Raw genomic sequence first — 23,049 nt, 5'->3', positions numbered from 1 at the left:
CACCCACAAGGTTCGGACAGTTTCCAATATGCCATCATTGCAGTCTGTAACGAATATGCCGGCTGGAACGAGTGTGGGTTCTTTGGTGGGTCAGGTCTCACAAAGACAGAAAAACTCCGGACTCTGCTGACACACCACTTGCGGGTATTCGATGATCTGGTGCTGGCGCGCACGTTGCGCCACATCAGGGATCTCACCAGGAGTACGCGCATGGACGAGCGCCAGAAGCAGCAGTTGATGATGGCAGGTGTCGTTGGGTTGATGGCACTCGGCGGTGCAATCAGTTTCTGGATCGGCCCGGGAAGCAGCAATGCTCAGCCCGTCACCACAAAGCCAGCCACCATCACTGTCAACGCCATTGTCAGAGATTTCAGATCCTATGAGGAGACCGGCGGCCATCCGGACTTCCAGCAGTACAACGGTGCGCGCATCAAACTCGCCAAGCTCGCGCTCGACGAGAACAACAAGCCCGTGTTCAGCAGTTCATGGGGACAGAACGTCACAGGCAAGTTCAAGGACAACAAGGGCCGCCACATCGGCTGGATGCACCACAACTCCGCACTCGGTGATATCGCAGCAACTGTAGCAAACGTTGTTGAAAACGATGCAAACAAGCGTCTGACCAGCGAGGAGCGCTTCTCCCAGTGGTATCGCAATACCCCCGGCGTAAACCTGTCAAAGCTCGTCCAGATCACACTCGTCTACGACGAGGACAAGGGTACATACGTCTTCGATTCCGATGAGCATGAACCCTACAAGTCACTCGGCGGGTTCTTCCCCATTGATGACGATCTCTTCGGTAACTACGAGGGGTACGACAACGGCGCCCACAACTTCCATTTCACCACAGAGATCGACACGACGTTCGTTTACGACGCAACCGCAGACCAGATCTTCACATTCACCGGTGATGACGACGTCTGGGTTTTCATCAATGACCAGATGGTGCTCGACCTCGGCGGCATCCACGGCGAGGATTCGCAGACCATCGTGCTCAACCGCATCAGCGGGCTTGAGGACGGCAAGCAGTACTCGCTGCGCATCTTCCACGCGGAGCGCCACACGACAAAGTCAAACTTCCGCATGGAGACCACCATTCAGCTGCGCAGCGCAGAACTCCCGCAGACCGACATGACCTACGACTAAGCATCCTCACCCAATCACACAGCTTTCCATGAAACACCATCGCCCGGGGAATCTCGCCTCGGGCGATGGTTGTCTTTTTGAAGCAAGGCATACCACTTTGCAAAAGTGTCCGCAGAAAGTGCTCGCTCTTTCCATAGGTAACATCATGTAATCCAAAGCAGATTCCGCATTTTATTGGCATTCCCTTGCAAGTGATGTATATTGGCTACACATCGATACCGTGTAGCTGCAACATGCGATATATGGCCATGAGTTCCGTTCTGTCCTTGTTTCACGCTTATTGTGCGCACGCGCAGTTTGCCAACGGCCTGACGTTCCACGCCCTCACATCGACAACGCTCTCTCCGGAACATCCGAGCATTGCAATCCGGGTCACAGCATACTTTGATCCGCAGTATTTCGCCTTCGGCGGCGCTGGTCTGGATGTCGCTGCGAGTGATTTGAAGGGTGTTGTCGGCGAGCCGTATCTTGCAACACCACTGGGTGCCTGCGCTTTGCTTGTAACCGGCATGCAGACAATGGGAGGAAGAGAGCAGATGGGAGTCGGGCAGCTCGGCCTTGCGGGTTGTTTTCCTTATTCAACAAACCCGATCGACATTATGAACTTCGCGTACACCATTGATGATTTCACACCCAGAACGATCGAACTGACCATGCCAAGGAACTGGGGCATGTCGTTCTTCGGCGATCCTGGACAGTTTGCACCGAATGTGTTTATCAGCCCAGAGAATGTCGGGCTCGATTCCATCACGCTGACGATCGTCCCAGCACCCAGCACCGGTACCCTCGCGTTAGGGGGCCTCGTCTTGCTCTCGCGCAGGAGAAGATAACTCAAGGCTTCCTCAATACCGTCTTTCAAGCTGTGAATCAGTCCTTCTCACCCACACAACCGGCACAACCCCTCCAGACAGCAATCTTTCAGCGCGATTCCTGCGCACATGGGTTGCACCTGTATGCCGTATTTCTAACGCTGTGAGATGAAAGGCAACCGCTGCATCGCGATTCCGAGTGATGGCTGGTTGCAGCGGAGGAATCTCTTATGACAACGTTCTCGAACACACATCGCAAAGACACTGGAACATTCATCGCCGCTGGCATCATGGCTTTGATGGCCGGCAGCACGGTTGCCTCGGCTCAGGAACTCCCCGAAGCCATCACACTGACTGGTGTCGTTCGCGATTTCCAGGAACGCTCGGTCTCCGGCGGCCACACCGACTTTGAGTGGCAGCCGTCTGGCGGGTTCGGTCAGTATGCGTACATGGTTGCTGACGAGCTGGACGCACAGGGCAAGCCCGTGTACGCGTCCAATGGCCGCAAGGTCTGGTCACAGTGGAAGGACGCGCAGGGCCGCAACGTCATGCCCGCGCGTTCATACCTGCCCACGCCTGAGAACGGCACAACCGGCAGTGCTTCAACGTCCGATGGCGGTGCGCTGCACACATCCGCTGACTTTGCGCAGTGGTTCCGTGACACCCCCGGCAAGAACATCTCATCGCCGTTGTCCATCACGCTGAAACGCAGTGGCGATACCAACGTGTATGTCTTCGACGATAAGCAGGATGCCACGTACCAGAATCTGGGTGGGTTCTTCCCGATCAACGGGCAGTTGTACGGCAACTCCGCTGGCAACAACAAGAACTTCCACTTCACGTACGAGCTGGACACCACATTCACGTACCAGGAAGGTACGGGTCAGGTGTTCACCTTCACGGGTGACGACGACGTGTGGGTCTTCATCAACGGCAAGTGCGTGATCGACATCGGTGGTGTTCACAGCGCAGTGACCCAGACCGTTGATCTGGACAACATCCCCTGGATCAACGATGGCGAGGAGTGCGAGCTGAAGTTCTTCTTCGCTGAGCGTCACCGTACACAGTCGAACTTCCGCATCGCGACCTCGATCATTCTGCGCAACGCAGAGATCCCGTCGACCGATTCGATCTACGACGAGTAAGCCAGCATCTGTTTGATCGCACCATGAAACTGCAGCCCGGGGTTCATCGCCCCGGGCTGTGTCATTTTACGCGAGGAATGAGATATCACGCGATCTGCACACGAGCGGTCTTTGCCAGTGCTTCGATCGACAGAAGAACAAAGTCGGGCCGATCCACCCCCGTCACCACGCGCCAGAACGGCTCTGGAAACTCGTCATCAAGCCACGAGTGGAATGGCCCTGCATCATTATCGAACACCGGTTCGAGCAGCGGCGAGCCAACGACAACCAGCCGTTGCAACAGCAGCGGCTCATCGGAAACAAACTCGGCCTCAGCTGAAACGCCCGTAATGGTGTCAACAAGCTCGGCAAACAACTGCGGATTGGCCTGATACAACGCATCGGCATCATGCCAGATGTGAAAACGATGGCGAGCCGGAAGCTGCCCTAGTGTCTCGTTCCGCTGACGCAATGCCCACGCGATCGATCCCGGCCCGGTAATCCGACGACTGATTGATGTTGCGGGAAGCGAGCGCTCAAGCTGATGGCAGAAGCTGTCGAGGTCGCGAGCCATCTGTCCGTAGATGTGATGGACCTCGGTGTGGGGGATTCGCGAGAGAAACCCCGCCAGCCGCGACGCAAATCCAATGCGATCGCGCTCGTGCTGGCTGATCGCCAGCACATGCGCGTCATCGGTCAGACGCACGACCTCGGGTTCCCAGGACAGCTGCCCTCGTGGCATCTGCCCAACGCGAACGTCCATTCGTTCCCCCTGGCTGCGCCCTTCCACAGCCAAAGCACCACACCGGCCCCAATGGGCACGCCGCAGCACAACACCGACAATGTCAGCGTTTCCAGCCAAACTCTCAGGTATGGACCCCCTCGGCCCACCCCGTGTTCACAACTCAATGTGCCACAGAATCCGAACCGGGCAACCCATACAGCCCTTACAAGCAGTATTTTTCGCAGATAAAACACCGATTGACTGGTTCGGCACCAGTTTGGGGGCCAATAAACTGACGAGAGACAGACGGAACGAACTCCTCGCGTTCAAACTGTCCATCATGATCATCTCGACAAGATGCTACAGTGACCGGGGAAAACCGGTATTTGTGTGGTTCCGCCTGTTCCACGCACGTTCGATCACCGCCAACAGAAGCAGCACGTATCCGGTGAATGCAACAGCAAGCACGCATCCACCGATGTAACTACCGATGTAAAACACCTCCGATTTCAGCGGCACCACAAGCCCGATCAGCGCCATCGCGCCACATCCCACAACAAGCCATATGTAGTGCCGGTCGCTGTTCAGCTTTGCAACGCTGTACGACGCTGCAATAATTGGCAGACACATCATGCCGTAGATCAGTACCAGCCCTGGAAACAACAGCAAACTTGCGCCGACAATCTGCGGGTCGAACAACGCCGCGATCACGCCAAGGTGAACAATCAGGCATCCGAGAATACACACGATCGACACAACGCCGAATCTGCTGCTGGGTGGCACTGTGTCGTAGTGCATCCATGTTCGATCACGATCGCTCGCTGTAGCGCCGCACTCCGGACACTGCGCCTCAAACGCAAGCCCCGCAAGATCGTACCTGCACACGGGGCACAAGCCCTTTCCCTGTAGCGCACGCATGCGATACACCCGACCGGGCTGCTTTATCACACGCACCGCGGCGAAATAACTCACGAACCCGAGCAGCGTCAGCACGCACGGTGAGAGCAGCAACATGAGGTATGGCAGACCGTTCATTCCGGGAAATCATTGGACAGGTGATACTTCGGTTGCACACACAGCGGTTTCCTGCGGAGAAGTAACCGTTCACCAACCGCAAGCCCAATCATCAGCAGCCCCGTCACCGATGGGCACAATCCGAACAACGCGATGAGTGCTGTTTCATCAAAGTTGTATGGTATTAACAGACGTGCGAGCAGGCACGCGCTCGTCAGCCCCCCGCACGCCAGCAGCCACACAATGTGCCGGCGGCTTGATCGGCGCGATGCCAACCATGAGGCGATTGTGAGCGGCACGAAGTACACGGGCACAACAATACACACCATCACCAGATATTCGAAAAAGAACCGATCGCTCTGGAGCGCAATAAAGAGCAACCGCACAGCCACGAACACAGGAAACGCACTCGCCCAGAGAGCAAAGCGTACTCGATCCGGTCGTGTTTCAGCACCAGCTCGCTTTGCCTTCCGCTGCACATGCGATGAGCCGCACTCGGGGCACGTTGATCCGCTCGGCAGATCCCGCAGGTCATACCCACAGAACGGGCAATGATCGAGCAGTGCAGCAACTGCTCTCTCGGGTCGGGTCACAATCGCGACAGCTGCCAGGTACAGAAGCGACGGAACAACAAGCAGAAGTCCGATCGCAATGACAAGAATCGTTGCCATCATGAGTCGGTGTCCGCAGTTTCATGATGTGTGCTCGACGATGGCAGAATCAACCGCTCACCCACGGCGAGCACGAGAACCACAAAGCCTGGCATGAACGGGCTCAGCATAACCGGTGTGAATGAGTCTTCTGTTTCAGACAAAATCCACAATAGGAGAACAACAGCCCATCCCGAGATCAACCAGACATAATGCCTGCGCGATCCATCCTGCACAACACGCTCTGAAGCGACAATGATCGGAATACACACAAGCATAGCAATGATGCTCACGCCGATGAACAACACCGGACTCCAGAGAAAGTTCAGCAGTGTTGGGTCGGACAAACAGACAATCAGCGTCGTAAACACCAGACTCATCGCACATGGAAGCAGTACCCACAGCGATTGAAATCCACATCCGATGTATGGCTTGTGGCCAATGCGCTTGCGAAGCCTCGTCTGTGCATTCATTCCGCACTCCGGACATACGGCATCCTCAGCGAGTCCAGCAAGTTCGTATCCACATCCGGGGCATACAGACGCTGCCTGCGTTTTCCGCGGCGCGAAGTCGCGAGTAATCATTCTTACAGCCACAAAGTATGACACGAGCCCGGCAATCGCTGCAATGACCGCGAGAAAAGTCACGCGCTGCGCTCCTGTGTATCATCCCTGGAAAACAGCACGCGCTCGCCCACCGCAAGCACAAGCAACGCAAAGCCTCCGACACATGGGCTGACAAGCGTCGAATACATGTACACTTGATTCGCATCCATACTGTCTGCAAAGAAGGCGGGTAATGTTGTAAAATCGACCGCAAACGACCCAACACCAAGCCAGATGACTGGCCTCAGATCACTCCCCGAACCGGATCGCCTCGCAACAAGCAGCACCGGAAGATGGAGCACGAACACAACGCTCGCCAGCATCGGCAGCAGCAGCACGAACGCGAACACATTCACAGTGTTCAGAACGGGGAAGAGCACGCAAGTGTGCATCGCAACCGCCACCGCCCAGCACGCCAGAAACATCCATACAAACCCCGGCGGTACACGGGCTGCGACACGGTCCGCAAGCAATGCCTGACGCAGCGCCTCATCGGCACCACACTCCGGGCACAGCGTGTTATCAGGCAATCCGTGCAAGTCATACCCGCACCGTGAGCAACGACCCGCGTCACTTCTCGCCTTTGCACGCTCATGTTCCATTGTGCCAGCGCCAATGTAGCACAAGAAGCCGAAAACAGCCGCAACCAGAAGCATTGGGAGATCGATCATCATCATCTCTTCTTCGAAATACACATGCCCAAGTTCACTCGTTTACCCAAAAAGATAATAACAGAATGAACCAGACACCAGTGCGTCAGGCTCATCCTGTGTTGTGTCAGCATGGTGTCTGAAGCCTGCTGAGAGAGAAAGAGAGTTCAAAGACAAGCGTTTTCGTGCGATACAGCCTCCTTTCCAGCGTGCTCTGAAGCTAGACGAGTTATCGAGCCCGGCGCCTGCGCACCGCGATCAGGCCCGCAGCAGCCATCAAAGAGACCGGGCCTGGTGCGGGGACAATCTGCAGGCGGGCGTTATCAACAAACCCCGGAAATCCGCCCATCGTCGAGTTCACAAACCCGAACTCGGTTGTCACCCACGTTGTCCCGATCGGGATGGTGCCAGTAGCAGAGAAGTTCTCCCACGTCGTTGGTGTGTTATCGAGCGTGAATGTACCCGATGAGATGCTGCTGGTGTAGTTGCTCAGACTCGGGCCGGAGTAGAAGTTGAGTCTGATGTATCCTTGCGGCGAAGGCTGTCCTTCGGAGTTGAACAGGGCATCAAGATTGAATGTTGCTGTGCCAGCGGAGATTGCAGCGGCATACGGCGCCATATCCGTCACCTGCCATGCCTGCGTCACGACGCCACCGTTCTGATTCATCTGCAACATGAAGTTACCCGATGCGGGCGTGACTGCACCCGTCGTGCCAACACGCGCACCGCTTTCCGGCGCCCAGATGCCCTGCTGGGTTGTGAAGTTGTTGAGCACTGTTGTGTACACGCCCAGCGCGTTCGATTCAAATCCCGGGTCGACCAGCTGCGCTTGTGCGCCAGATGCGAGTGCTGCGACGACCATTCCACCACGTACGACTTTCATTGTGATCTCCTTTGGTACTGTGCGAGCAACCCGCCCGCTGTCTGGAGAGACTGCGGCGACACAGTCCAGACCTTGCACTTGTGCAGAAACTTTTTTCACATGCCGAATGGCCCCAAAGCAATAACAAACACGGACCGGGGTTACCCGATCCGTGTCTGGAGAGAGAGAGAAAGAGATGTCTGTCAAACGCCTGGTCGGCGGGATATTCGATGTGCCAGACCGCGTTTCCCGCGATCTACAGAGTCTGCGATGCAACAACAGAAATCTTGCAGTTGTGGCAGAAAAAAGTTCAGTCCGCCGGGCTGTCGTTCCGGCGCGTCATATCTAGCATCACTGATTGTTCTGCTCGTATGGGAAAACTACGCACTGACGCGGAACATCATCGCACGTGACTGCAACTCCTCAGCCTGTCTTGAGAGGTCGCTGGCAGCCTGCGCGGACTGGCTGGCAGCATCATTCGACTCCGCCGCAATCGCATTCAGACGCTCGATGGCACTGCTGATCTGCTCGCTTGCAGCCGATTGCTGTTCTCCAGCAGCCTCAATTGTTGCAAGCACCTTGCCGACACGAGAGACAGACTCGTTGATACGCCCGAAGGTTTCCATCGCTGTTGATGCTTCCTCGGTCCCCTTTGCCGCGAGATTCGAGGTCTTTGTCGTCGACGCCACCGCTGATTCGGTTCCCTTCTGAATTGCGCTGATCGCTTCAGTCACCTCGGTGGTCGCTTGCGTTGTGCGTTCTGCGAGCTTCCGGACCTCATCGGCCACAACAGCGAACCCTCGTCCCGCCTCACCCGCACGAGCAGCCTCGATCGCTGCATTCAGCGCAAGCAGGTTTGTCTGATCCGCGATCTCACGGATCACGTCAACGATGGTGCCAATCTGGTCACTCTGTTTCGCGAGTGAGCCGATGAGCTTCGTCGTCGCTTCGACCGACTCAGCAAGCGCAGCAAGACTCTCCACGTTGTTTGATACAGCACGCGATCCCTCGCTCACAGCGTTCTGAGCAGAGCTGCCCTCCGTCGCTGCATCGCGCGTTGTCGACGCATTCGAGCTGATCGTGTGCGACATCTCGCTCGCCGCATCGACGACTTCCTGCGCGTGACGACGTTGTTCATCCAGAGATGCAGACATCTCCTCGCTTGATGCAGCCACCTCTGTTGCAGCAGCGGCAACGGACGAGCTTGCCGAGATTACGGTGCTGACAAGTTCCTCGATACGCGACGCGAGCCCGTTGAACGCGCTGCCAATCTGCGATATCTCGTCGTGGCCTGCTTCATCGAGCCTGATCGATAGATCATTGCTGCTCTCTGCTTTCCGGATCGCGTGGATAGCCGTGTTGATGCGCCTGCGCAATGAGGTAATAGCGATCGCAACGAAGGCGATCGTTCCTGCAATGACACCAAGTCCTGCCGCTGCCGACTGCGTCAGACTTGCCATTGCACCGGCTTTCGCCTTCTCGGCATGTTCGAGAAGCAATGATGCGGATGCCTGCTCGATTGCAGCGAGCCTGTTGATCGCGTCGGTTGATGCTCTGAACCACGCGGATGATTCCATACCGAACCCGCCGATCTGCGCATGCTCTCGTGCGCTCTCACGAAACACGTCAACATCTGCAAACAGCGCCCGCGTCTCGGTCGAATCGAGCAACGTGACAAGCGTCGCATCTGCGCGCTCGCGGAACTCGCTCTCATACGCGTTCTGTCCGGCGCGGAGCATGATCCATTTCTCGAACATGCCTGGTCCAAACGCATCGGCTGCAAATGTGCCGCTCAGCACAGCACGCTCGATACCGGTCCGTTCTTTCATCTCCAGCAGCGCACTGTGTGCAGTAATCGCTTCAGTCATCCAGCTGTCGGTGGTCGCCGAGCTTCCTTTCGCGACCGCATTGAGCCCCTTGCCGATCATCCCTGAGAAATACGCGATCGCTTCCGGTGTTGGAACACTGAGCGAGGAGATACGACCTCGTAGCGCCTTGGTGCCGTCAGCATCATTCAGCATGTCATCGACTAGCGATGTGACCGCTTCAGGCAGATTCTCGCGCCCGATGTCAGCATACCCAGCACGAAGCGCATCGAATGCATCATCCGCGTGCTTTTGCTGCGTGCCGATATCCGATGCAAAGCTCTTCCCTCCGGACGACAGATACCCAGCTGTCATCCCGCGCTCCTTCTGCGATTCGTGGACCGCAGCACCAACAAGATTCGACAACATCACGAGGTCTCTCACCTGCGACATCTCGTGATATGTTGTGCGATTGCGCTCAATCGACTGGTATGACGCAAAGGACAAAGCCGCCAGAGGAATGGCAGCTACCACGCAGAGTTTCGTCGTTATCTTCATTCGAGTCTCCCGGTATTTGCCTACGAATCGGCGACCTGAGTAGGGGAGTGCATGGGCACAAGAGAGCCCTGAAGAAATCAGTGTGTTTCAGGTGTTATCTGGACTCTTTAGAAGCATTCATTTCTGAAAAAGGGGATTCCCTGCACGCTTGCGGAACTGCCCCGCATTCGGGACACCTTGTGTCCTCGTCGAGCCCGCGCAGGTCATATCCGCATGAACCACACTCGTGGGATATGTTCGTGTTATGAGAGCGTGTCTTTCTGTTATACCACCAGAACGCGAGAGAGAACGGCTCGATTGACAGTAGAAGAAACAACGGAATCAGAACGCACAGGCCAAGGATGTGTATGTCTGTGTCGAACATCGTCGAGCACCAGTTTGTGACAACGCAACACAATCACGTTCGCTTCTCTCCGGAGCCCGCGAGCGATGGACGCACGTGGAACGATTCGTGATCCGCTGCCTCACGCCCATCTTCCGTTGATTTGTACGTTATTCCGATTGTCTGCTCCGGCTCGCCACAGAGCAGACGGTTTACCCACTCAACACCCTGCATCACGGAGTGGTCGGTGTTTGCAACCTCGTACTTCCACAACCCGAATCGGCCGCGCGAGTACACACCATGCGCTTCAAGCCACGGGATGATGATGGACAGAATCTCATCCCGCTCGACAGACGGTGTCGGATATGAATATTCGGCGCGGTAATGCCATCGCGACACAATGTCACTGCGCTCACCGGGCTCAAGCATTCCCGCGTTTTCGAGTCCTCGGATCACATCCTCGACAACTGTCTCATGATTCACCGGCTTGTATGTGCTCTCCGAAACTTCACACAACAACGAGTAATACTCGTCCTTGTTCGGAGTCATCATCGGTGAGTAGTTCGACAGATATGTCACACGATAGAACGGGCAATCATCATCGGGGAAGTACATCCAGCTCTTGGTTGATGGGCACGGGCGCTTGATTCCAATCCCGACCATATGCCCGGCTGAGTGCATCAAGCGCGATGCCGCATCTCGAACATGCTGCGGCACTTGGCTTGTCACTATTTGTGTGATGAAGAGATCTACCGGCATTGTCGAGAGCATCCCATCAAACGAACGTGTTGAGCCATCATCGAACGTCGCGATGCGGGAATCAAGATCAACACCGACCAGCTTTGTGTTGAACGTGAGATGATCACGCAGATGTGGCTCAAAGCGATCGTAAAAATCCCCCGTACCGAAAAGGGGATACTTGAATCTGTTATTCGGCCCCCAACCGAAGTCATCCTGCTCGAGAATAACGTTCCTGAGCGCGCGCTCATAATCGATGACAGCGACGCGCTCACCGATCCATGTCTTGTTCATCATCTCAGGTTCGTGCGCCCAGACCTTGAAGTTGTACGGTCGCATGAAGTGCCTTGCGATCCCGTCTCCAAAGACGGCATCGATGAACTCACCAAAGTTTCTCGCGGTTTGAGGCGATCGCCCCCCCCCGTTGTTGTTGTTGCGATATGATTGGCCAATATTGTCCGTTTCAGTATTTGGGCCGCAAATCACCCCCTCTTTGGGTTGTGCATTTGCTTGTGTACGAATCAAACCTGCCAAACATTCATAGATCATGTCCTGCGGCAGGTAGCGAAGGTTGTTCTGGTAAGGGTAAGGAATCCACCTATTCCGTGTTCGAACCCACGATTCGCGATCGTTCAGCGTGTAGTCTTTCCCGATAAGAGTTTCAAATAGTTTGTCGTAATACTGGTAGTGACTGAACAACACATGGCCACCAATATCCCAGGTGAACCCTTTGTCGTCCTTGATACTTCTTGCCAACCCACCGACACGCTCATTGCGCTCCACGATGTGGAAGCGCTGGTGTCCTAACTCGCGCAGTCGATACCCGGCTCCGAGTCCTGTCGGCCCAGCGCCGATGATGAGAAGTGTTGTCTCTTCGGTGGCGCGTGTCATACGAACCTGCACTCCTTCAAGCGTCATGGTCAAGGAACTGTCTGCGCTGCACGATGAAGCACACACTGTCGACGCTTCGCATCTGCATCCAATACAACGATGCGAACAGAACCGATGGTATTCATACGAAACAATATCAGGGGAATCCCCTGTATGGAACAGCGACTTTTCTCTCTCAATCGGGGAGTTTTCCTCTGTGTCTTCGGACCGACATGTTGGGTATGGTTTTCGCTCTCAGGGGTCAGCTGCAACGTGCAGCAATGCCATAGCAATATGTCTTGGGCGGGCCGACACTTGCGTTCAGGTTGGTGATTTTCCCCACCAGTTGAACCTGAAACCGTGTGTTGCGCATTCATATACGCCGCCGTAACAGAGGATTCGAAGTTGAACTCAATGGTCGAGTCGTTTGCGGATCATAAACAAAGCGGTCACACTGGTGACAAACCAGATCATGCCGGTGACAGTTCCAACCCAGTTGCCGTTGGCGCACAGATGGGCTGCGGCACAAATGAACCCGAGGATCTCATGGCCTTCCCAGGCGGAACACTCGCAACTCTGCTTCACAGTGTCGTTGTGTGCAGCCAACACATCATGTCACTCCCAGCAGTTCCCACTCGCGACTGGTGTGACAAGGCAAGCGAGGTGCTTGCTCCGCTTGCCCCCGCCGGCATGGCTGTTGTCATGCTCGGTACAATAGACGCAAAGGGACGGGTTCTTGAGGTCGAGCAGGTTGGCGTCTCCGCCGCCCAAAGCGCAGGCCGAAGCGATCGAATCACATCTGCTCTTCGCGCGCTCAAAACCCGCACAAACAGGCTTGCCAGTGTCGGCTTTGATCCTTCATGCGTCAGCGTCTCACAAACGTGCGTCGACACGACTGGAACATGCGCTGCCGGACTCATCAGTACACTCCCCGAGGGCCGAAACTGGCACACCGGCGCTATCGGCAGACTCCTGCAGGGCGTCGTTGATGCTGAGCCCGTGGTTGGCATCGCTGCTCTCCCTGTGCTTGACGAAACATCAAAGTCAACGCAAGAGCAGAAGACACACCGCGTCATTTTCTACGTACTCACATCATTCACATCACAGATTGACCCAATCCACAGCACGGTCGCACGCACACCGATGCCGAGCCTTGCTACCCGAGCAATGCTTGCGTTCGGAAGTCTTCGCGGATCGTCGGGCGGGTTCCTCACGCCGCGCGAGAGCGAAGTACTGGAACGTCTCGTTGGCGGCGCATCCATTCGCGAGATCGCGGATGAACTGGGGCGCAGCCAGCACACAGTGCACGATTATGTGAAATCACTGCACCGCAAGCTCGGAGCAAACAGTCGTGGTGAGCTTGTTGCACTCGCGCTCGGTCACGATCCAGCATCCGGGGTGTATCGCGGTCGGCTTGCAACTGTTGAGCCAAAGCCACTACCCAAACCAGTCATGATCAGCCACGCGTCCGATTCCTGTCTGGGTGACTGATCTCACAGCACAACACTTCTCCAGTTTCCGCCGCTGCGCTGCTTCCATATGCTCGCATCGGCGGTTTTTCCTGCATCGTCAAGGTATCCATCCGAGAGCCTTCGCCAGGAGCCTTGCTGGCGGAATGATTTGATGCCGATCTGAACTGAAGAATGCAACAAGATCGCTCGTCGGTATCCACTGCAGCGCAGCATATTCCCAACTGCGATCCGGCACATCCAGCGAGAGCAAAGGATGATCATCGAGTTCGTTCTCCGGCAACTGCACGCGCAGCACGATGTCGTAGCTCAGCGCCGTGCGATCGAAGACCAGTGCAACCAACTCGCTGTCACGCAATGCTTCAATCGCTTGCTGCGAAGGACTACCGATCTCCTCGACGTATTCCTCAATCAGAGCGTCCCGCATCGCTGAGGGAGTAACCGAAGATGTGCCTTCATTTGGAACACCAAGACCGCCAGCCGGGGCAAACTCCCAGTGCAGCGGATAGCTCGCGACATTTGAGCCGCGCAAACCCATCAGCACTTCCTGTCGACCGCTGCAAACTCGCTGCTTTGTTAGAAGCCCCGTGACCGAGAGAATCGCACACGCTGGTTGTTCAAATGTACTTGATCTGGTATTCACTTGAGCCCGTGCCAGACACAAGCTGCTGTACCTGCCCACCAACGCATGAACGCAGGCTTCGCCTGAACTTGCATTCCAGTCAACGCGTTCAACCGCGAGTATGGGACCGTCGAAGAGCCTCGGATTCTGCGCGCACATGGAATCCCAGATCTGCGTTTCTTCTGGCGTGCGCTGTTGCCGACGTGGTGCACCAATCTGGATCGAGAACGTCTCTCGGTCCAACGAAACAACAACCACATCCTGTTCAAACACAGGCACAACCTGTTTCGACATCGCTCACATACCCGCCAGTTGGGCGATGCCAGAAATATCGCCGAGTCCGAGCTCATTCGCGGCTCGTTGTATCACCCGTTTCGCGGCCTCCTGAGCATTTGTCTGCGCATCGGTCACAGCATCCTTCACCATCTGTTCGAGCATGCCAACATCGGTGCTGCCAGCCAGTGCGGACGCAATACGCACACCCAGCACACTCATCTTCCCGTTCATGGACACACTCACAGCGCCGCCACCAGCCGAACCCTCCACGCGCAGGGCTTCAAGCTCCTCCTTCACGCGCTCACCCACCTGCGCAAGCTTGTCCTTGTTTTTCATCAGCCCCGCAACCGCACCCATTGCTTTCAGTTGATCGAACATCGTGTGCCTCCGCTGCCCGACACGGGCGCATTGGGCATTGTTGTACGCACTCATTGCCTGATCCAGCGGAAAAACGCTGGATGAACCGAGCCCGATCCACTGGTCTTTTCGCCCATTGATCTCTACTGTGCATCAGGAGGTATGTTCTTGTTTAGTGCAGCTGAAACCACCGGATCGAAACAGACACAAGGCGCACCACTGAAAGATGATCTTGCAGCCCGACTTGAGCACGCGACGCAGATCGCCAGGGAATCAGCGCAGATCACCCTCGAACACTTCCAGACCGATGTCAGTATCCAGGTAAAGAAGGACGGCTCGCCCGTCACCGTCGCAGACCGCGAGTGTGAAAAGTTTCTCCGACAGCGTATTCTCACAAAGTTCGCAAAGGACGGCGTGCTCGGCGAAGAGCACCCAGAGACGTTCGGCGCAAGCGGGTACCGCTGGGTGATTGATCCGATCGATGGCACGCGCTCGTTCATTCATGGTGTCCCGCTCTGGGGCACCATGATCGGCGTTGAAAAGGCGTTCCCCGACGGCACCTCCAGCGTTGTCGCTGGTGTCATCTTCATGCCAGCACTCAACGAGATGATCTGGGCAGCGGATGGTCACGGCGCATGGCATCGTGCAGTATCACCCGAAGCAATGCGAGCTCGTGCGCTGGGCACTCCTGTCGACGACGAGTATCAGACGCTACCAGCGCGCGTCTCAGACACAAAGCACTTGAAAGATGCGACCGTGTGCCTGACGAGTGTCCGTGGCATGCACAACGCGGGATGGGATGTTGTCCATGTCGAACTCGGCCTGAAAACGCGCGCGGTCAGGGGCTGGAGCGACTGCTACTCGCATCTCCTGCTGTGCACGGGAAGGATCGATGCCGTCCTGGAGCCCGTCGTGTCAGCCTGGGACGTCGCAGCAACAGTTCCCATTCTGCGCGAAGCTGGTGGCAAGTTCACACATCCATCCGGGTTCCCCGAAGAAGATGCACACCAGCCGCAGAGCATCGCATCCAACGGCCATCTGCATCAGGAGCTTGTCGAACTTGTGCAGGAATACCGCATGCGGGACTGATGAGTCATGACCGACCAATCGCATGACATCATCGTCGGCATCGACCTCGGCACGACAAACTCGCTCGTTGCGATCAGCGATGCTCTCGGCCCGCGTGTGCTCGAAGAGCACAACCGCGCGCTGGTGCCAAGTGTTGTGCGCTTTGATGAGGGTGGGGGGGTTGTCGTTGGCGATGATGCGCGTGATCGTGCCACCGATTTTCCAGCCCATACCGTCGCCAGTGTAAAACGCCTCATGGGCCGATCTATTGATGATGCCCGCGACGAGCTCGGGTTCCTCTCATTCGAAGTTGTTGCGGGGGACCACAACACCGCGCGCGTGCGCATCCCGCGCAGGAACACGTCAAGCCTCGTCGTCTCGCCACAGGAAGTATCGGCGCATATCCTTCGCGAGATCAAGGCTCGCGCCGAACGCGTACTGAAAACAAACGTTCACAAGGCTGTTGTTACAGTCCCGGCATACTTTGATGATGCGCAGCGACAGGCAACGCGTGATGCGGGCAGGCTGGCTGGGCTTGAGATCGTCCGCATCATCAACGAACCAACCGCGGCTGCTCTGGCGTACGGACTCGGCACTGTCGCTGGAAAAACGCAAACTGTGGCGATCTACGACCTCGGCGGCGGCACCTTTGATGTCACCATTCTGCGCATTATCACGCCGGAATCAGGCGGAGACGACACTGTCCAGCTGCCCATCTTCCAGGTGCTCTCGACCGCTGGCAACACCCGGCTTGGCGGCGATGATATCGATAACGCAATCGTCACCATCATGCTCAGCGAGATGGGTATCGACGCATCGCAGATTCCGTCGCTCCCCGCTGCAACGCGCCGTGCGCTGAAAACATTTGCTGAGAACATCAAGCACACACTCAGTGAGCAGGAAACTGCGCAGGTTCGCATTGATATTGATACAGAGAAAACATACCAGCGCACATTCACGCGTGACGAACTCAACACGCTGATCGAGCCGATGATTCAGCAGACGCTGCACGCATGCGAACGTGCAGTTCGCGATGCAAGATCAAGCGCACAAACCGATGTGACAATCGATGCTGTCATTATGGTGGGGGGGTCAACGCGCATCCCCCTTGTCAAGCAGCGCGTTGGCGAGCTGTTCGGTCTGGAACCTTATACCGCGATCGATCCGGACAAGGCTGTTGCGCTCGGCGCCGCAGTGCATGGTTCCATGCTCTCGGGCGCTGGAGCAAAGTCATTGCTGCTTGATGTCATCCCGCTGAGCCTGGGCATTGAGACCGCGGGCGGTGCAGTCGCAAAGCTCATCATGCGGAACTCCACCGTGCCAGCGCGCGCAACGGAGATGTTCTCAACACAGGTGGACGGGCAGACAAACGTAAAAATCCATCTGTTGCAGGGCGAACGTGAGATGGTGTCTGATTGCCGCTCACTCGGCGTGTTCGATCTGAAGGGCATACCGCCGATGCCCGCAGGAATCCCGAAGATTGAGGTGGAGATCCGCGTGGACGCGTCCGGCATCGTGCGAGTGGAAGCACACGAGAAGCGATCAGGCAAGCGCGCCAACATCGAGGTTGTACCCAACCACGGACTCTCACGGGACGAGGTCGAAAGGATCGAGCGCGAGAGCTTTGCCCACGCCCGCGACGACATGACACACCATCGCGTCGTTGATCTCATCGCAAATGCGAAACTTGATCTGAAGTGGATCAGCGACAAGCTCGAACTACATGAGAGCAGACTTGAGCCAGCATACCGCGACGATCTGCGCGCGCGCATCAATCGACTTACAGACTTTGTTGCTCGCGCAAGCCACGACTGGCGCAGTGTCGACGCGAACGCATTCCACGAGGAGAAGGAATCGCTGGCTCGCACGAGTGTCCGCCTGCAGGAGATCAGCATTGCCGAATCCCTCAAGCAGCACTCCAGCAACTAGCGCCGATTGAACAGTTCCATTCCTGTCGGTGCAATCAGGATAATGCCGCGTTCAACCGCGCGCAACCGATCAAGCCCGGGGATCTCGCCGAACACCTCAGACGGGTCTGCTCCGGGTGCAAGCCGATGTTCGATGCGCTCATTGAGCATGCGCTGTCCGATGGTTGGCGCATCGACACCCTCAGGCCAGGGCACAACACGTGGCCCGAGTTTCTTCGCTTCGATCTCCTCCGGTGTCAACTCCTCGGGCTCGTCCTCTGATGATGCTTCCATAGCGCTCGCAGCATCGGCAAGGTCCTCGGGACCCGGCCAGTACGCTAATGTACTGTCCGCTGTAATTAACAGCGCATGCCCTGGTTTGACCAGCGCCTCAAGCTTCAATCGCGAGAACACCTGTCCCTGCCTGTCCGGGTTGCGACGGATCGCCGCATGCTCCTGCACCTTCTGCTCGGTCAGCGCTGGCTTGCGGATACGCTCGAGCAACTGGCTGTCCACGGCTTGTGGCACAAGCTCGATGTGGATCGCAGCACGAAGCCCGGCACTTACGTCAACACCAACAGCCTCGGGCCAGCCTCGTAACAAAAGACGCAACGCACCTCTTGGCAGGCGCAGCGGCCCATTATCGAGCATGATCGGTGTGTCGTCCGGGTATGCGCGCTCCGGCCCGATGGCCGACCACGTGCTTGATGGTTCAACTACCAGCCGATCAATCTGCCCGATCGGTGTCAGCGCGCGGAGCACACCACCAAGCTGCTCACCCGGCACGAGTGACACATACAACCCGTTCGCCCGCCATGTCTCGAGCACATCGACAATCGCTGGGTCAGACACGTTCTCGTTTGTGAGCAGGAAGGGCGCAAGCGTCGCAGCCACCTGCGACGAGGACTGGCCAGCAGGCGCACCGTCATTCCACTCTCGCACCCGCCACCACATTGTGTCGAGCCCTGCACGCTGGCGCGCATCCATCGTGCTCGCAGCAACATTTGTCGAAGTTGGTGTGACACGTCCTGTGCCGTTGCAAGCTACAAGCACACATACGCCCAGCGCCGTGCAGATCGGTGCAAGTCTTGTGTGCAAAGCTCGTTTCATGAAAAAGGTCACCACTCCGTGCTTGTTCCCTGCCGCCGTATACGATCGTCCGCCAATGGGATCATACGAGATCACAATCGAGACCACATTCAGTGCTGCACATGCGATCATGCTTCGCGGCGAGCGTGAACCAGTCCATGGTCATGACTGGCATGTGACCGCGTGCTTTGGTGGCGATGAGCTTGACAGCGACGGCCTCCTGTGCGATTTTCACGCGCTCGAAGCGGTCCTGAAACGCATCACGAGTGCGTGGCACAACAGAAATCTGAATGATGTCGAGCCGTTTTGTTCCGGGTTGAATCCCAGCGCCGAACTCGTATCCCGAACAATATCCGAACTATTAAGAGCGCAAATGCAGCCGATTTGTTCACATTCGGTTCATCTTTGCTGGGTGCGGGTCACAGAGGCCCCCGGCTGTGCAGCAACGCACTATCTTGATCCGAAGAAAACCCGCTGAAACTGCCATGTTTGCACGAATGACACGTCATCATTCCGTGCGTGCGCGCTATGGATTTCCCGCATCATGATGTCACCAGAATCGTCACAACTCTCCAACCCGATGACCTTTGGGTTCACAAACACAAACGATCATCAGCACGCTGCAGCACCGCTCGCGCCGGGTGAAGAGTACTTCAACCGTGACACGTCGTGGCTGGAGTTCAACCGGCGCGTGCTTGCACAGGCAACAGACACATCACAGCCGCTCCTCGAGCGCGTGAAGTTCCTTGCGATCTTTGCGAGCAATCTCGACGAGTTCTTCATGAAGCGGGTGGGCCTGCTGATCCAGCTTGATGCCGCACGTGTCGAAAAACACGGTCTCGACAATCGCAGGCCCGATCAGGTGCTGCGAGAGATCAGGCGCATGGTCGAGCAGATGCAGCGCGAACTCGCATCGTGCTGGAAGAACGACCTCAAGCCCTCTCTCGTGGAGTACGGCATCGCGATTGAGAAGTACGAGAACCTGTCCAAGGAAGAAAAGAAGCGGCTCGACGACTGGTTCAACTCCGAGGTCTTCCCGATTCTCACACCGCTCGCGGTTGATCCGGGTCACCGGTTTCCATTCATCTCGAACATGAGCGAAAGCCTTGGGATTCTGCTGCAAGCACCCGGATCGACGGAAAAGCAGTTCGCCAGGCTGAAGGTGCCCGATGTGCTCCCACGTCTGGTGCGCATCGAGGGTCAGCACGGGCAGCGTCCCGGACAGGAAACATTCCGGTTTGTGATGATCGAGCAGGTCATCCAGAACAACCTTGATGACGTGTTCCCCGGCATGACTATCTGCGATGTCATGCCTTTCCGCGTAACGCGCAACGCGGCGGTCGAACTTGAAGAAGAGGGCGAGGACATCATCGAATCGGTCGAGACAGAGCTCAACCTGCGCAGGTTCGCGCAGGTTGTTCGTCTTGAAACGCCCGCCAACGCATCCAGCGAGATGGTCGAGCTCCTGCAGGATGAGCTCAGCCTGCAGGATCGCGACGTGTACTCGCGCCCCGGACCGCTCGAATATGGCGATCTTTTCGAGATCGCTGACCTGCCGCTGCCCGACCTGAAGTATGAGCCGTACCGCGCCGTCGTGCCCAAACGCATCGGTGACGAAGACAACGACGTGTTCGCTGCCATCCGCAAAGGCAACATTCTCGTCCACCACCCGTATGAGAGCTTCGGCGCAAGCGTTGAACGCATGATCACCCAAGCGGCGCGCGATCCGGACGTGCTCGCTATCAAGCAGACACTCTACCGCACCAGTCCGGACTCTCCGTTCATCCAGGCACTTATCCGCGCGGCCGAACAGGGCAAGCAGGTCGCCTGCCTCGTTGAAGTGCGGGCACGGTTCGATGAGTCGCGCAACGTGCGTTTCGCGCGTCAGCTTGAAAAGCATGGCGTTCATGTCGCATACGGCGTTGTCGGTCTCAAGACACACTGCAAGTGCGCCATGGTCGTTCGCCGCGAGGGCGGGCAGCTTCGCACATACGCGCATGTCGGCACTGGCAACTACAACTCACGCACCAGCACGCTCTACACCGATCTTGGGCTGCTCACGTGCGATCCGGAGATCACGCAGGACGTGTCGCATCTGTTCAATCTGCTCACGGGGCGATCGATGAAGCGGGATTACAACCGCCTGCTCGTTGCGCCGTACGCGATGCGCGACAAGTTCCTGTCGCTGATCGATGCCGAGATAGAGCACGCCAAAGCCGGTCGTCGCGCACGCATCGTCGCAAAGATGAACGCACTGGAAGACTCACTGATCATGGAGCGTCTCTATCAGGCGAGCAGCGCCGGCGTGAAGATTGATCTGTTCGTGCGTGGATTCTGCTGCCTGCGTCCCGGTGTGAAGGGTCTGTCAGAGAACATCAGGGTGCGTTCCATCGTCGGCCGGTATCTCGAGCATTCGCGCATCTACCACTTCTCCGCTGGACAGACAGATCCCGCGATGGGTGTGTGGTACATTGCATCGGCCGACTGGATGTACCGCAACCTCTCGAACCGAGTGGAAGCAGCTGTACCGGTCCGCAAGGAGAGATTGTGCGCTCGCTTGAATCGCATCATCGATGTGCTCGATCGTGATCGTGCCTGCGCGTGGGAGCTGAATCCCGACGGCTCATACACAAAGCTCACACCGGATCCGAACGCAACCGACGGCGACACAGCGCGCATGGGGACGTTCAATGCGCTGATGGCAGATGCTCGCATCACCGGAGCCATGTAAGTCGCGGCAACTGCTACGCAAACGTCTGCACAACCTGATAGACACCTGTCCCAAGGGTCACTGTTACGACGACGAAACACGTGGTACGGTGCTCCACGATTCGAACTACCCGCTCGATCCGAGCCGGGGTCAGGAACTTCCACACAGGATTGTTCATGCCTTCAACAAAGAAATACGCCCCGCCACATTCGGGACACCGCAGCACATCTGGCGATGGACCCGGCACGTAGTTGCACTCGCAGCATCGACCTTCCGCAAGAAACCTCTCCCTGTCCAGACCGTCGGGAAGTTGTTCCTTCTGATCTCGTGTAAACCGCTGCTGGGCAGGCTTCCGGGGAGTGGGAAGTCGAAACAAGATCGCAACTTGCAACGCAAGAAAAAAATGTAGAAAATCCAATATCCTTGTGCCCGATGGCGGCACGCCCCTTGTTCCCGGCGCAGATGTATTCGACTGCAACTTCAACTGGAACCAGACAACAACTGCACACGCTGTAAGAACAATTAGCACCGGAAAGATCCAGAGAGGAACCCTCTCATTGCGAATGTAACGGCACGAGAACGCGAGCAGTACTCCTACCACCAGCAGTGTGCCGATCTTCAGGACCATCTCCGCGCGAATGTGAGCGATCCACAACCTGGCGTTGGGGCTGGGGTTCATGTACCACGAATGCAACCAGCTTGTCTGAGACCACCATCCCAAGACAAGCCAAAGCAGATAGATCGCAAGTATGCCCGCGATGTACAGAAGCCTTTCCCGCACTCTCGGATCATCGTAGAAATAGTCGCACTGATCCCGCGTCCTCATGCTCACTTCCAGCCCGTTGATCGTCGCCTTTGCAAAGCCCCACCTCAGTTTAACGCAATTTGCGCCAGCACACTCAGAAGCAGTGCAACAACACACCCAACACGAAGGTCCGGACGCTCGAAGATCCGAACCAGCTTTGAATCCGTGCGGATCCGAGGCCGGGAGCTGAGTCTCCGAGCTCTTGAGTTGTGGATGAACAGGTCACTGTCGCACTCGGGACAGCGCACAATCTCTGGCGATGGACCCGGCTTATACCCGCACTTTGCACAGATCGCTTCTGCAAGAAACGTCGTTGCAGACACATACTTGTCGACGGCTTGCAGATCGTCGCGCCTGCCGTAGCCGTCCCAGCGGTTCGCGTCATACAGCAGGTAGACAACGGAACATACAAGCACGCACACGAAGAACGACATGGCTCCAAGGATCGATTCCAGGGTGAGCCATATCGATCGACTCGGATTGAAGTACCAGTATCCAGAGATTTCCTCGCGCATCAAGATGCACACAGCTATCGGCGCAAGAATCATGCCTGCGGCAGGCAGCAGGACAATGTACAAGGAGATACGAGCACGCCGGATGAACACCATCATCAGCTCCAGCGTGAGCATACACACCACTGTTGCGCTGGAAGCGTACAGGATCTCAAACCTCATGTCCTGTGTCTGGTAGGCTGGCGCGTTGTACGCTTGGATTGCGGTGATCCACCCGGTCGTATGCGCCACAATCATGAGCAGCGCAACCGCCACAATGCACCACAATCTGACGGGGTTGACAAAGTCGCTCTCGTGCGAGGGCCCGAACTGCGCCACATGTGCGCTGGTGCTGTCTGTACTGCTCGACATACAATG

At 56.7% G+C, this 23,049-nt stretch carries 21 protein-coding genes; 8 read left to right on the top strand and 13 right to left on the bottom strand.

Annotated elements, in window-relative coordinates:
- Nucleotides 1-210 precede the first annotated feature (210 nt).
- The 3 genes from H6815_05095 (at nucleotide 211) to H6815_05085 (ending at nucleotide 3,100) form a co-directional block, all read left to right on the top strand.
- Entirely contained in the window at nucleotides 211-1,146 is a 936-nt protein-coding gene (locus H6815_05095) for a fibro-slime domain-containing protein (protein MCB9859812.1), read from the top strand.
- Nucleotides 1,147-1,394: 248 nt separating this feature from the next.
- Nucleotides 1,395-1,976 carry a hypothetical protein gene (locus H6815_05090; protein ID MCB9859811.1) on the top strand — a complete coding sequence of 194 codons (582 nt, stop codon included), beginning with the start codon at nucleotides 1,395-1,397 and terminating at the stop codon, nucleotides 1,974-1,976.
- Between the two features lie 209 nt (nucleotides 1,977-2,185).
- Nucleotides 2,186-3,100 (top strand): fibro-slime domain-containing protein, encoded by a 915-nt coding sequence (locus H6815_05085; protein MCB9859810.1) that lies wholly within the window; start codon nucleotides 2,186-2,188, stop codon nucleotides 3,098-3,100.
- An 85-nt stretch (nucleotides 3,101-3,185) separates the two neighbouring features.
- Here H6815_05085 and H6815_05080 read toward each other — a convergent pair whose 3' ends face one another.
- The 8 genes from H6815_05080 to H6815_05045 all read right to left on the bottom strand — a co-directional run bounded on the left by H6815_05080 (nucleotide 3,186) and on the right by H6815_05045 (nucleotide 11,898).
- Nucleotides 3,186-3,842: a hypothetical protein gene (locus tag H6815_05080; protein ID MCB9859809.1), complete on the bottom strand. Its 657-nt coding sequence runs from the start codon at nucleotides 3,840-3,842 to the stop codon at nucleotides 3,186-3,188.
- Nucleotides 3,843-4,163: 321 nt separating this feature from the next.
- A complete protein-coding gene (locus H6815_05075) occupies nucleotides 4,164-4,838 on the bottom strand; it encodes a hypothetical protein (protein MCB9859808.1) in 675 nt (224 codons plus the stop codon).
- Nucleotides 4,835-5,491: a hypothetical protein gene (locus H6815_05070; GenBank protein ID MCB9859807.1), complete on the bottom strand. Its 657-nt coding sequence runs from the start codon at nucleotides 5,489-5,491 to the stop codon at nucleotides 4,835-4,837. Before H6815_05070 ends, H6815_05075 begins: the two co-directional genes overlap by 4 nt.
- Complete coding sequence (locus H6815_05065) at nucleotides 5,488-6,114, bottom strand: hypothetical protein (protein ID MCB9859806.1); 627 nt, start codon at nucleotides 6,112-6,114, stop codon at nucleotides 5,488-5,490. Before H6815_05065 ends, H6815_05070 begins: the two co-directional genes overlap by 4 nt.
- Entirely contained in the window at nucleotides 6,111-6,743 is a 633-nt protein-coding gene (locus H6815_05060; GenBank protein ID MCB9859805.1) for a hypothetical protein, read from the bottom strand. The genes H6815_05065 and H6815_05060 overlap by 4 nt, the downstream gene beginning before the upstream one ends.
- 208 nt (nucleotides 6,744-6,951) lie before the next feature.
- Nucleotides 6,952-7,605, bottom strand: coding sequence for a hypothetical protein (locus tag H6815_05055; GenBank protein ID MCB9859804.1), 654 nt, complete (start codon nucleotides 7,603-7,605; stop codon nucleotides 6,952-6,954).
- A gap of 359 nt (nucleotides 7,606-7,964) precedes the next feature.
- Nucleotides 7,965-9,947 carry a nitrate- and nitrite sensing domain-containing protein gene (locus H6815_05050; GenBank protein MCB9859803.1) on the bottom strand — a complete coding sequence of 661 codons (1,983 nt, stop codon included), beginning with the start codon at nucleotides 9,945-9,947 and terminating at the stop codon, nucleotides 7,965-7,967.
- Between the two features lie 397 nt (nucleotides 9,948-10,344).
- Nucleotides 10,345-11,898: an FAD-dependent oxidoreductase gene (locus tag H6815_05045; GenBank protein ID MCB9859802.1), complete on the bottom strand. Its 1,554-nt coding sequence runs from the start codon at nucleotides 11,896-11,898 to the stop codon at nucleotides 10,345-10,347.
- A gap of 591 nt (nucleotides 11,899-12,489) precedes the next feature.
- On the opposite strand from H6815_05045, the gene H6815_05040 reads away from it, so the two are divergent.
- Complete coding sequence (locus H6815_05040) at nucleotides 12,490-13,368, top strand: hypothetical protein (GenBank protein ID MCB9859801.1); 879 nt, start codon at nucleotides 12,490-12,492, stop codon at nucleotides 13,366-13,368.
- Between the two features lie 78 nt (nucleotides 13,369-13,446).
- On the opposite strand, the gene H6815_05035 is transcribed toward H6815_05040, so the two are convergent.
- On the bottom strand, nucleotides 13,447-14,262 hold the full coding sequence (locus H6815_05035) for a hypothetical protein (protein ID MCB9859800.1): 816 nt from the start codon (nucleotides 14,260-14,262) through the stop codon (nucleotides 13,447-13,449).
- A gap of 3 nt (nucleotides 14,263-14,265) precedes the next feature.
- Nucleotides 14,266-14,601 (bottom strand): YbaB/EbfC family nucleoid-associated protein, encoded by a 336-nt coding sequence (locus H6815_05030; protein ID MCB9859799.1) that lies wholly within the window; start codon nucleotides 14,599-14,601, stop codon nucleotides 14,266-14,268.
- 168 nt (nucleotides 14,602-14,769) lie between these two features.
- On the opposite strand from H6815_05030, the gene H6815_05025 reads away from it, so the two are divergent.
- Together H6815_05025 and H6815_05020 are read left to right on the top strand one after the other, a co-directional pair.
- Nucleotides 14,770-15,690: an inositol monophosphatase gene (locus tag H6815_05025; GenBank protein ID MCB9859798.1), complete on the top strand. Its 921-nt coding sequence runs from the start codon at nucleotides 14,770-14,772 to the stop codon at nucleotides 15,688-15,690.
- Between the two features lie 6 nt (nucleotides 15,691-15,696).
- Entirely contained in the window at nucleotides 15,697-17,598 is a 1,902-nt protein-coding gene (locus tag H6815_05020) for an Hsp70 family protein (protein MCB9859797.1), read from the top strand.
- Here H6815_05020 and H6815_05015 read toward each other — a convergent pair.
- Complete coding sequence (locus tag H6815_05015) at nucleotides 17,595-18,686, bottom strand: hypothetical protein (protein MCB9859796.1); 1,092 nt, start codon at nucleotides 18,684-18,686, stop codon at nucleotides 17,595-17,597. The two genes, H6815_05020 and H6815_05015, sit on opposite strands and share 4 nt — an antisense overlap.
- Nucleotides 18,687-18,741: 55 nt before the next feature.
- Here H6815_05015 and H6815_05010 point away from each other — a divergent pair, with 55 nt between their 5' ends.
- Complete coding sequence (locus H6815_05010) at nucleotides 18,742-19,143, top strand: 6-carboxytetrahydropterin synthase (protein ID MCB9859795.1); 402 nt, start codon at nucleotides 18,742-18,744, stop codon at nucleotides 19,141-19,143.
- Nucleotides 19,144-19,245: 102 nt separating this feature from the next.
- Nucleotides 19,246-21,396 carry a polyphosphate kinase 1 gene (ppk1, locus tag H6815_05005; protein ID MCB9859794.1) on the top strand — a complete coding sequence of 717 codons (2,151 nt, stop codon included), beginning with the start codon at nucleotides 19,246-19,248 and terminating at the stop codon, nucleotides 21,394-21,396.
- Nucleotides 21,397-21,409: 13 nt separating this feature from the next.
- Here ppk1 and H6815_05000 read toward each other — a convergent pair whose 3' ends face one another.
- A complete protein-coding gene (locus H6815_05000; GenBank protein MCB9859793.1) occupies nucleotides 21,410-22,201 on the bottom strand; it encodes a hypothetical protein in 792 nt (263 codons plus the stop codon).
- A 44-nt stretch (nucleotides 22,202-22,245) separates the two neighbouring features.
- Nucleotides 22,246-23,043 (bottom strand): hypothetical protein, encoded by a 798-nt coding sequence (locus H6815_04995; GenBank protein MCB9859792.1) that lies wholly within the window; start codon nucleotides 23,041-23,043, stop codon nucleotides 22,246-22,248.
- Nucleotides 23,044-23,049 lie beyond the last annotated feature (6 nt).

The organism is Phycisphaeraceae bacterium (genome assembly GCA_020639155.1).
Lineage (GTDB): Bacteria > Planctomycetota > Phycisphaerae > Phycisphaerales > UBA1924 > JACKHF01.
Note: the sequence above shows the minus strand (reverse complement) of the source record. Positions and strands in the feature narration are given on the sequence as shown.

What these genes read in the sequence shown, in the direction of transcription:
- H6815_05095 (MCB9859812.1), top strand. Translation starts at nt 211, where the DNA reads ATGGACGAGCGCCAGAAGCAGCAGTTGATGATGGCAGGTGTCGTTGGG.
- H6815_05090 (MCB9859811.1), top strand. Translation starts at nt 1,395, where the DNA reads ATGAGTTCCGTTCTGTCCTTGTTTCACGCTTATTGTGCGCACGCGCAG.
- H6815_05085 (MCB9859810.1), top strand. Translation starts at nt 2,186, where the DNA reads ATGACAACGTTCTCGAACACACATCGCAAAGACACTGGAACATTCATC.
- H6815_05080 (MCB9859809.1), bottom strand. Translation starts at nt 3,842, where the DNA reads ATGGACGTTCGCGTTGGGCAGATGCCACGAGGGCAGCTGTCCTGGGAA.
- H6815_05075 (MCB9859808.1), bottom strand. Translation starts at nt 4,838, where the DNA reads ATGAACGGTCTGCCATACCTCATGTTGCTGCTCTCACCGTGCGTGCTG.
- H6815_05070 (MCB9859807.1), bottom strand. Translation starts at nt 5,491, where the DNA reads ATGATGGCAACGATTCTTGTCATTGCGATCGGACTTCTGCTTGTTGTT.
- H6815_05060 (MCB9859805.1), bottom strand. Translation starts at nt 6,743, where the DNA reads ATGATCGATCTCCCAATGCTTCTGGTTGCGGCTGTTTTCGGCTTCTTG.
- H6815_05055 (MCB9859804.1), bottom strand. Translation starts at nt 7,605, where the DNA reads ATGAAAGTCGTACGTGGTGGAATGGTCGTCGCAGCACTCGCATCTGGC.
- H6815_05050 (MCB9859803.1), bottom strand. Translation starts at nt 9,947, where the DNA reads ATGAAGATAACGACGAAACTCTGCGTGGTAGCTGCCATTCCTCTGGCG.
- H6815_05045 (MCB9859802.1), bottom strand. Translation starts at nt 11,898, where the DNA reads ATGACACGCGCCACCGAAGAGACAACACTTCTCATCATCGGCGCTGGG.
- H6815_05040 (MCB9859801.1), top strand. Translation starts at nt 12,490, where the DNA reads ATGTCACTCCCAGCAGTTCCCACTCGCGACTGGTGTGACAAGGCAAGC.
- H6815_05035 (MCB9859800.1), bottom strand. Translation starts at nt 14,262, where the DNA reads ATGTCGAAACAGGTTGTGCCTGTGTTTGAACAGGATGTGGTTGTTGTT.
- H6815_05030 (MCB9859799.1), bottom strand. Translation starts at nt 14,601, where the DNA reads ATGGGTGCGGTTGCGGGGCTGATGAAAAACAAGGACAAGCTTGCGCAG.
- H6815_05020 (MCB9859797.1), top strand. Translation starts at nt 15,697, where the DNA reads ATGACCGACCAATCGCATGACATCATCGTCGGCATCGACCTCGGCACG.
- H6815_05015 (MCB9859796.1), bottom strand. Translation starts at nt 18,686, where the DNA reads ATGAAACGAGCTTTGCACACAAGACTTGCACCGATCTGCACGGCGCTG.
- H6815_05010 (MCB9859795.1), top strand. Translation starts at nt 18,742, where the DNA reads ATGGGATCATACGAGATCACAATCGAGACCACATTCAGTGCTGCACAT.
- ppk1 (MCB9859794.1), top strand. Translation starts at nt 19,246, where the DNA reads ATGACCTTTGGGTTCACAAACACAAACGATCATCAGCACGCTGCAGCA.
- H6815_05000 (MCB9859793.1), bottom strand. Translation starts at nt 22,201, where the DNA reads ATGAGGACGCGGGATCAGTGCGACTATTTCTACGATGATCCGAGAGTG.
- H6815_04995 (MCB9859792.1), bottom strand. Translation starts at nt 23,043, where the DNA reads ATGTCGAGCAGTACAGACAGCACCAGCGCACATGTGGCGCAGTTCGGG.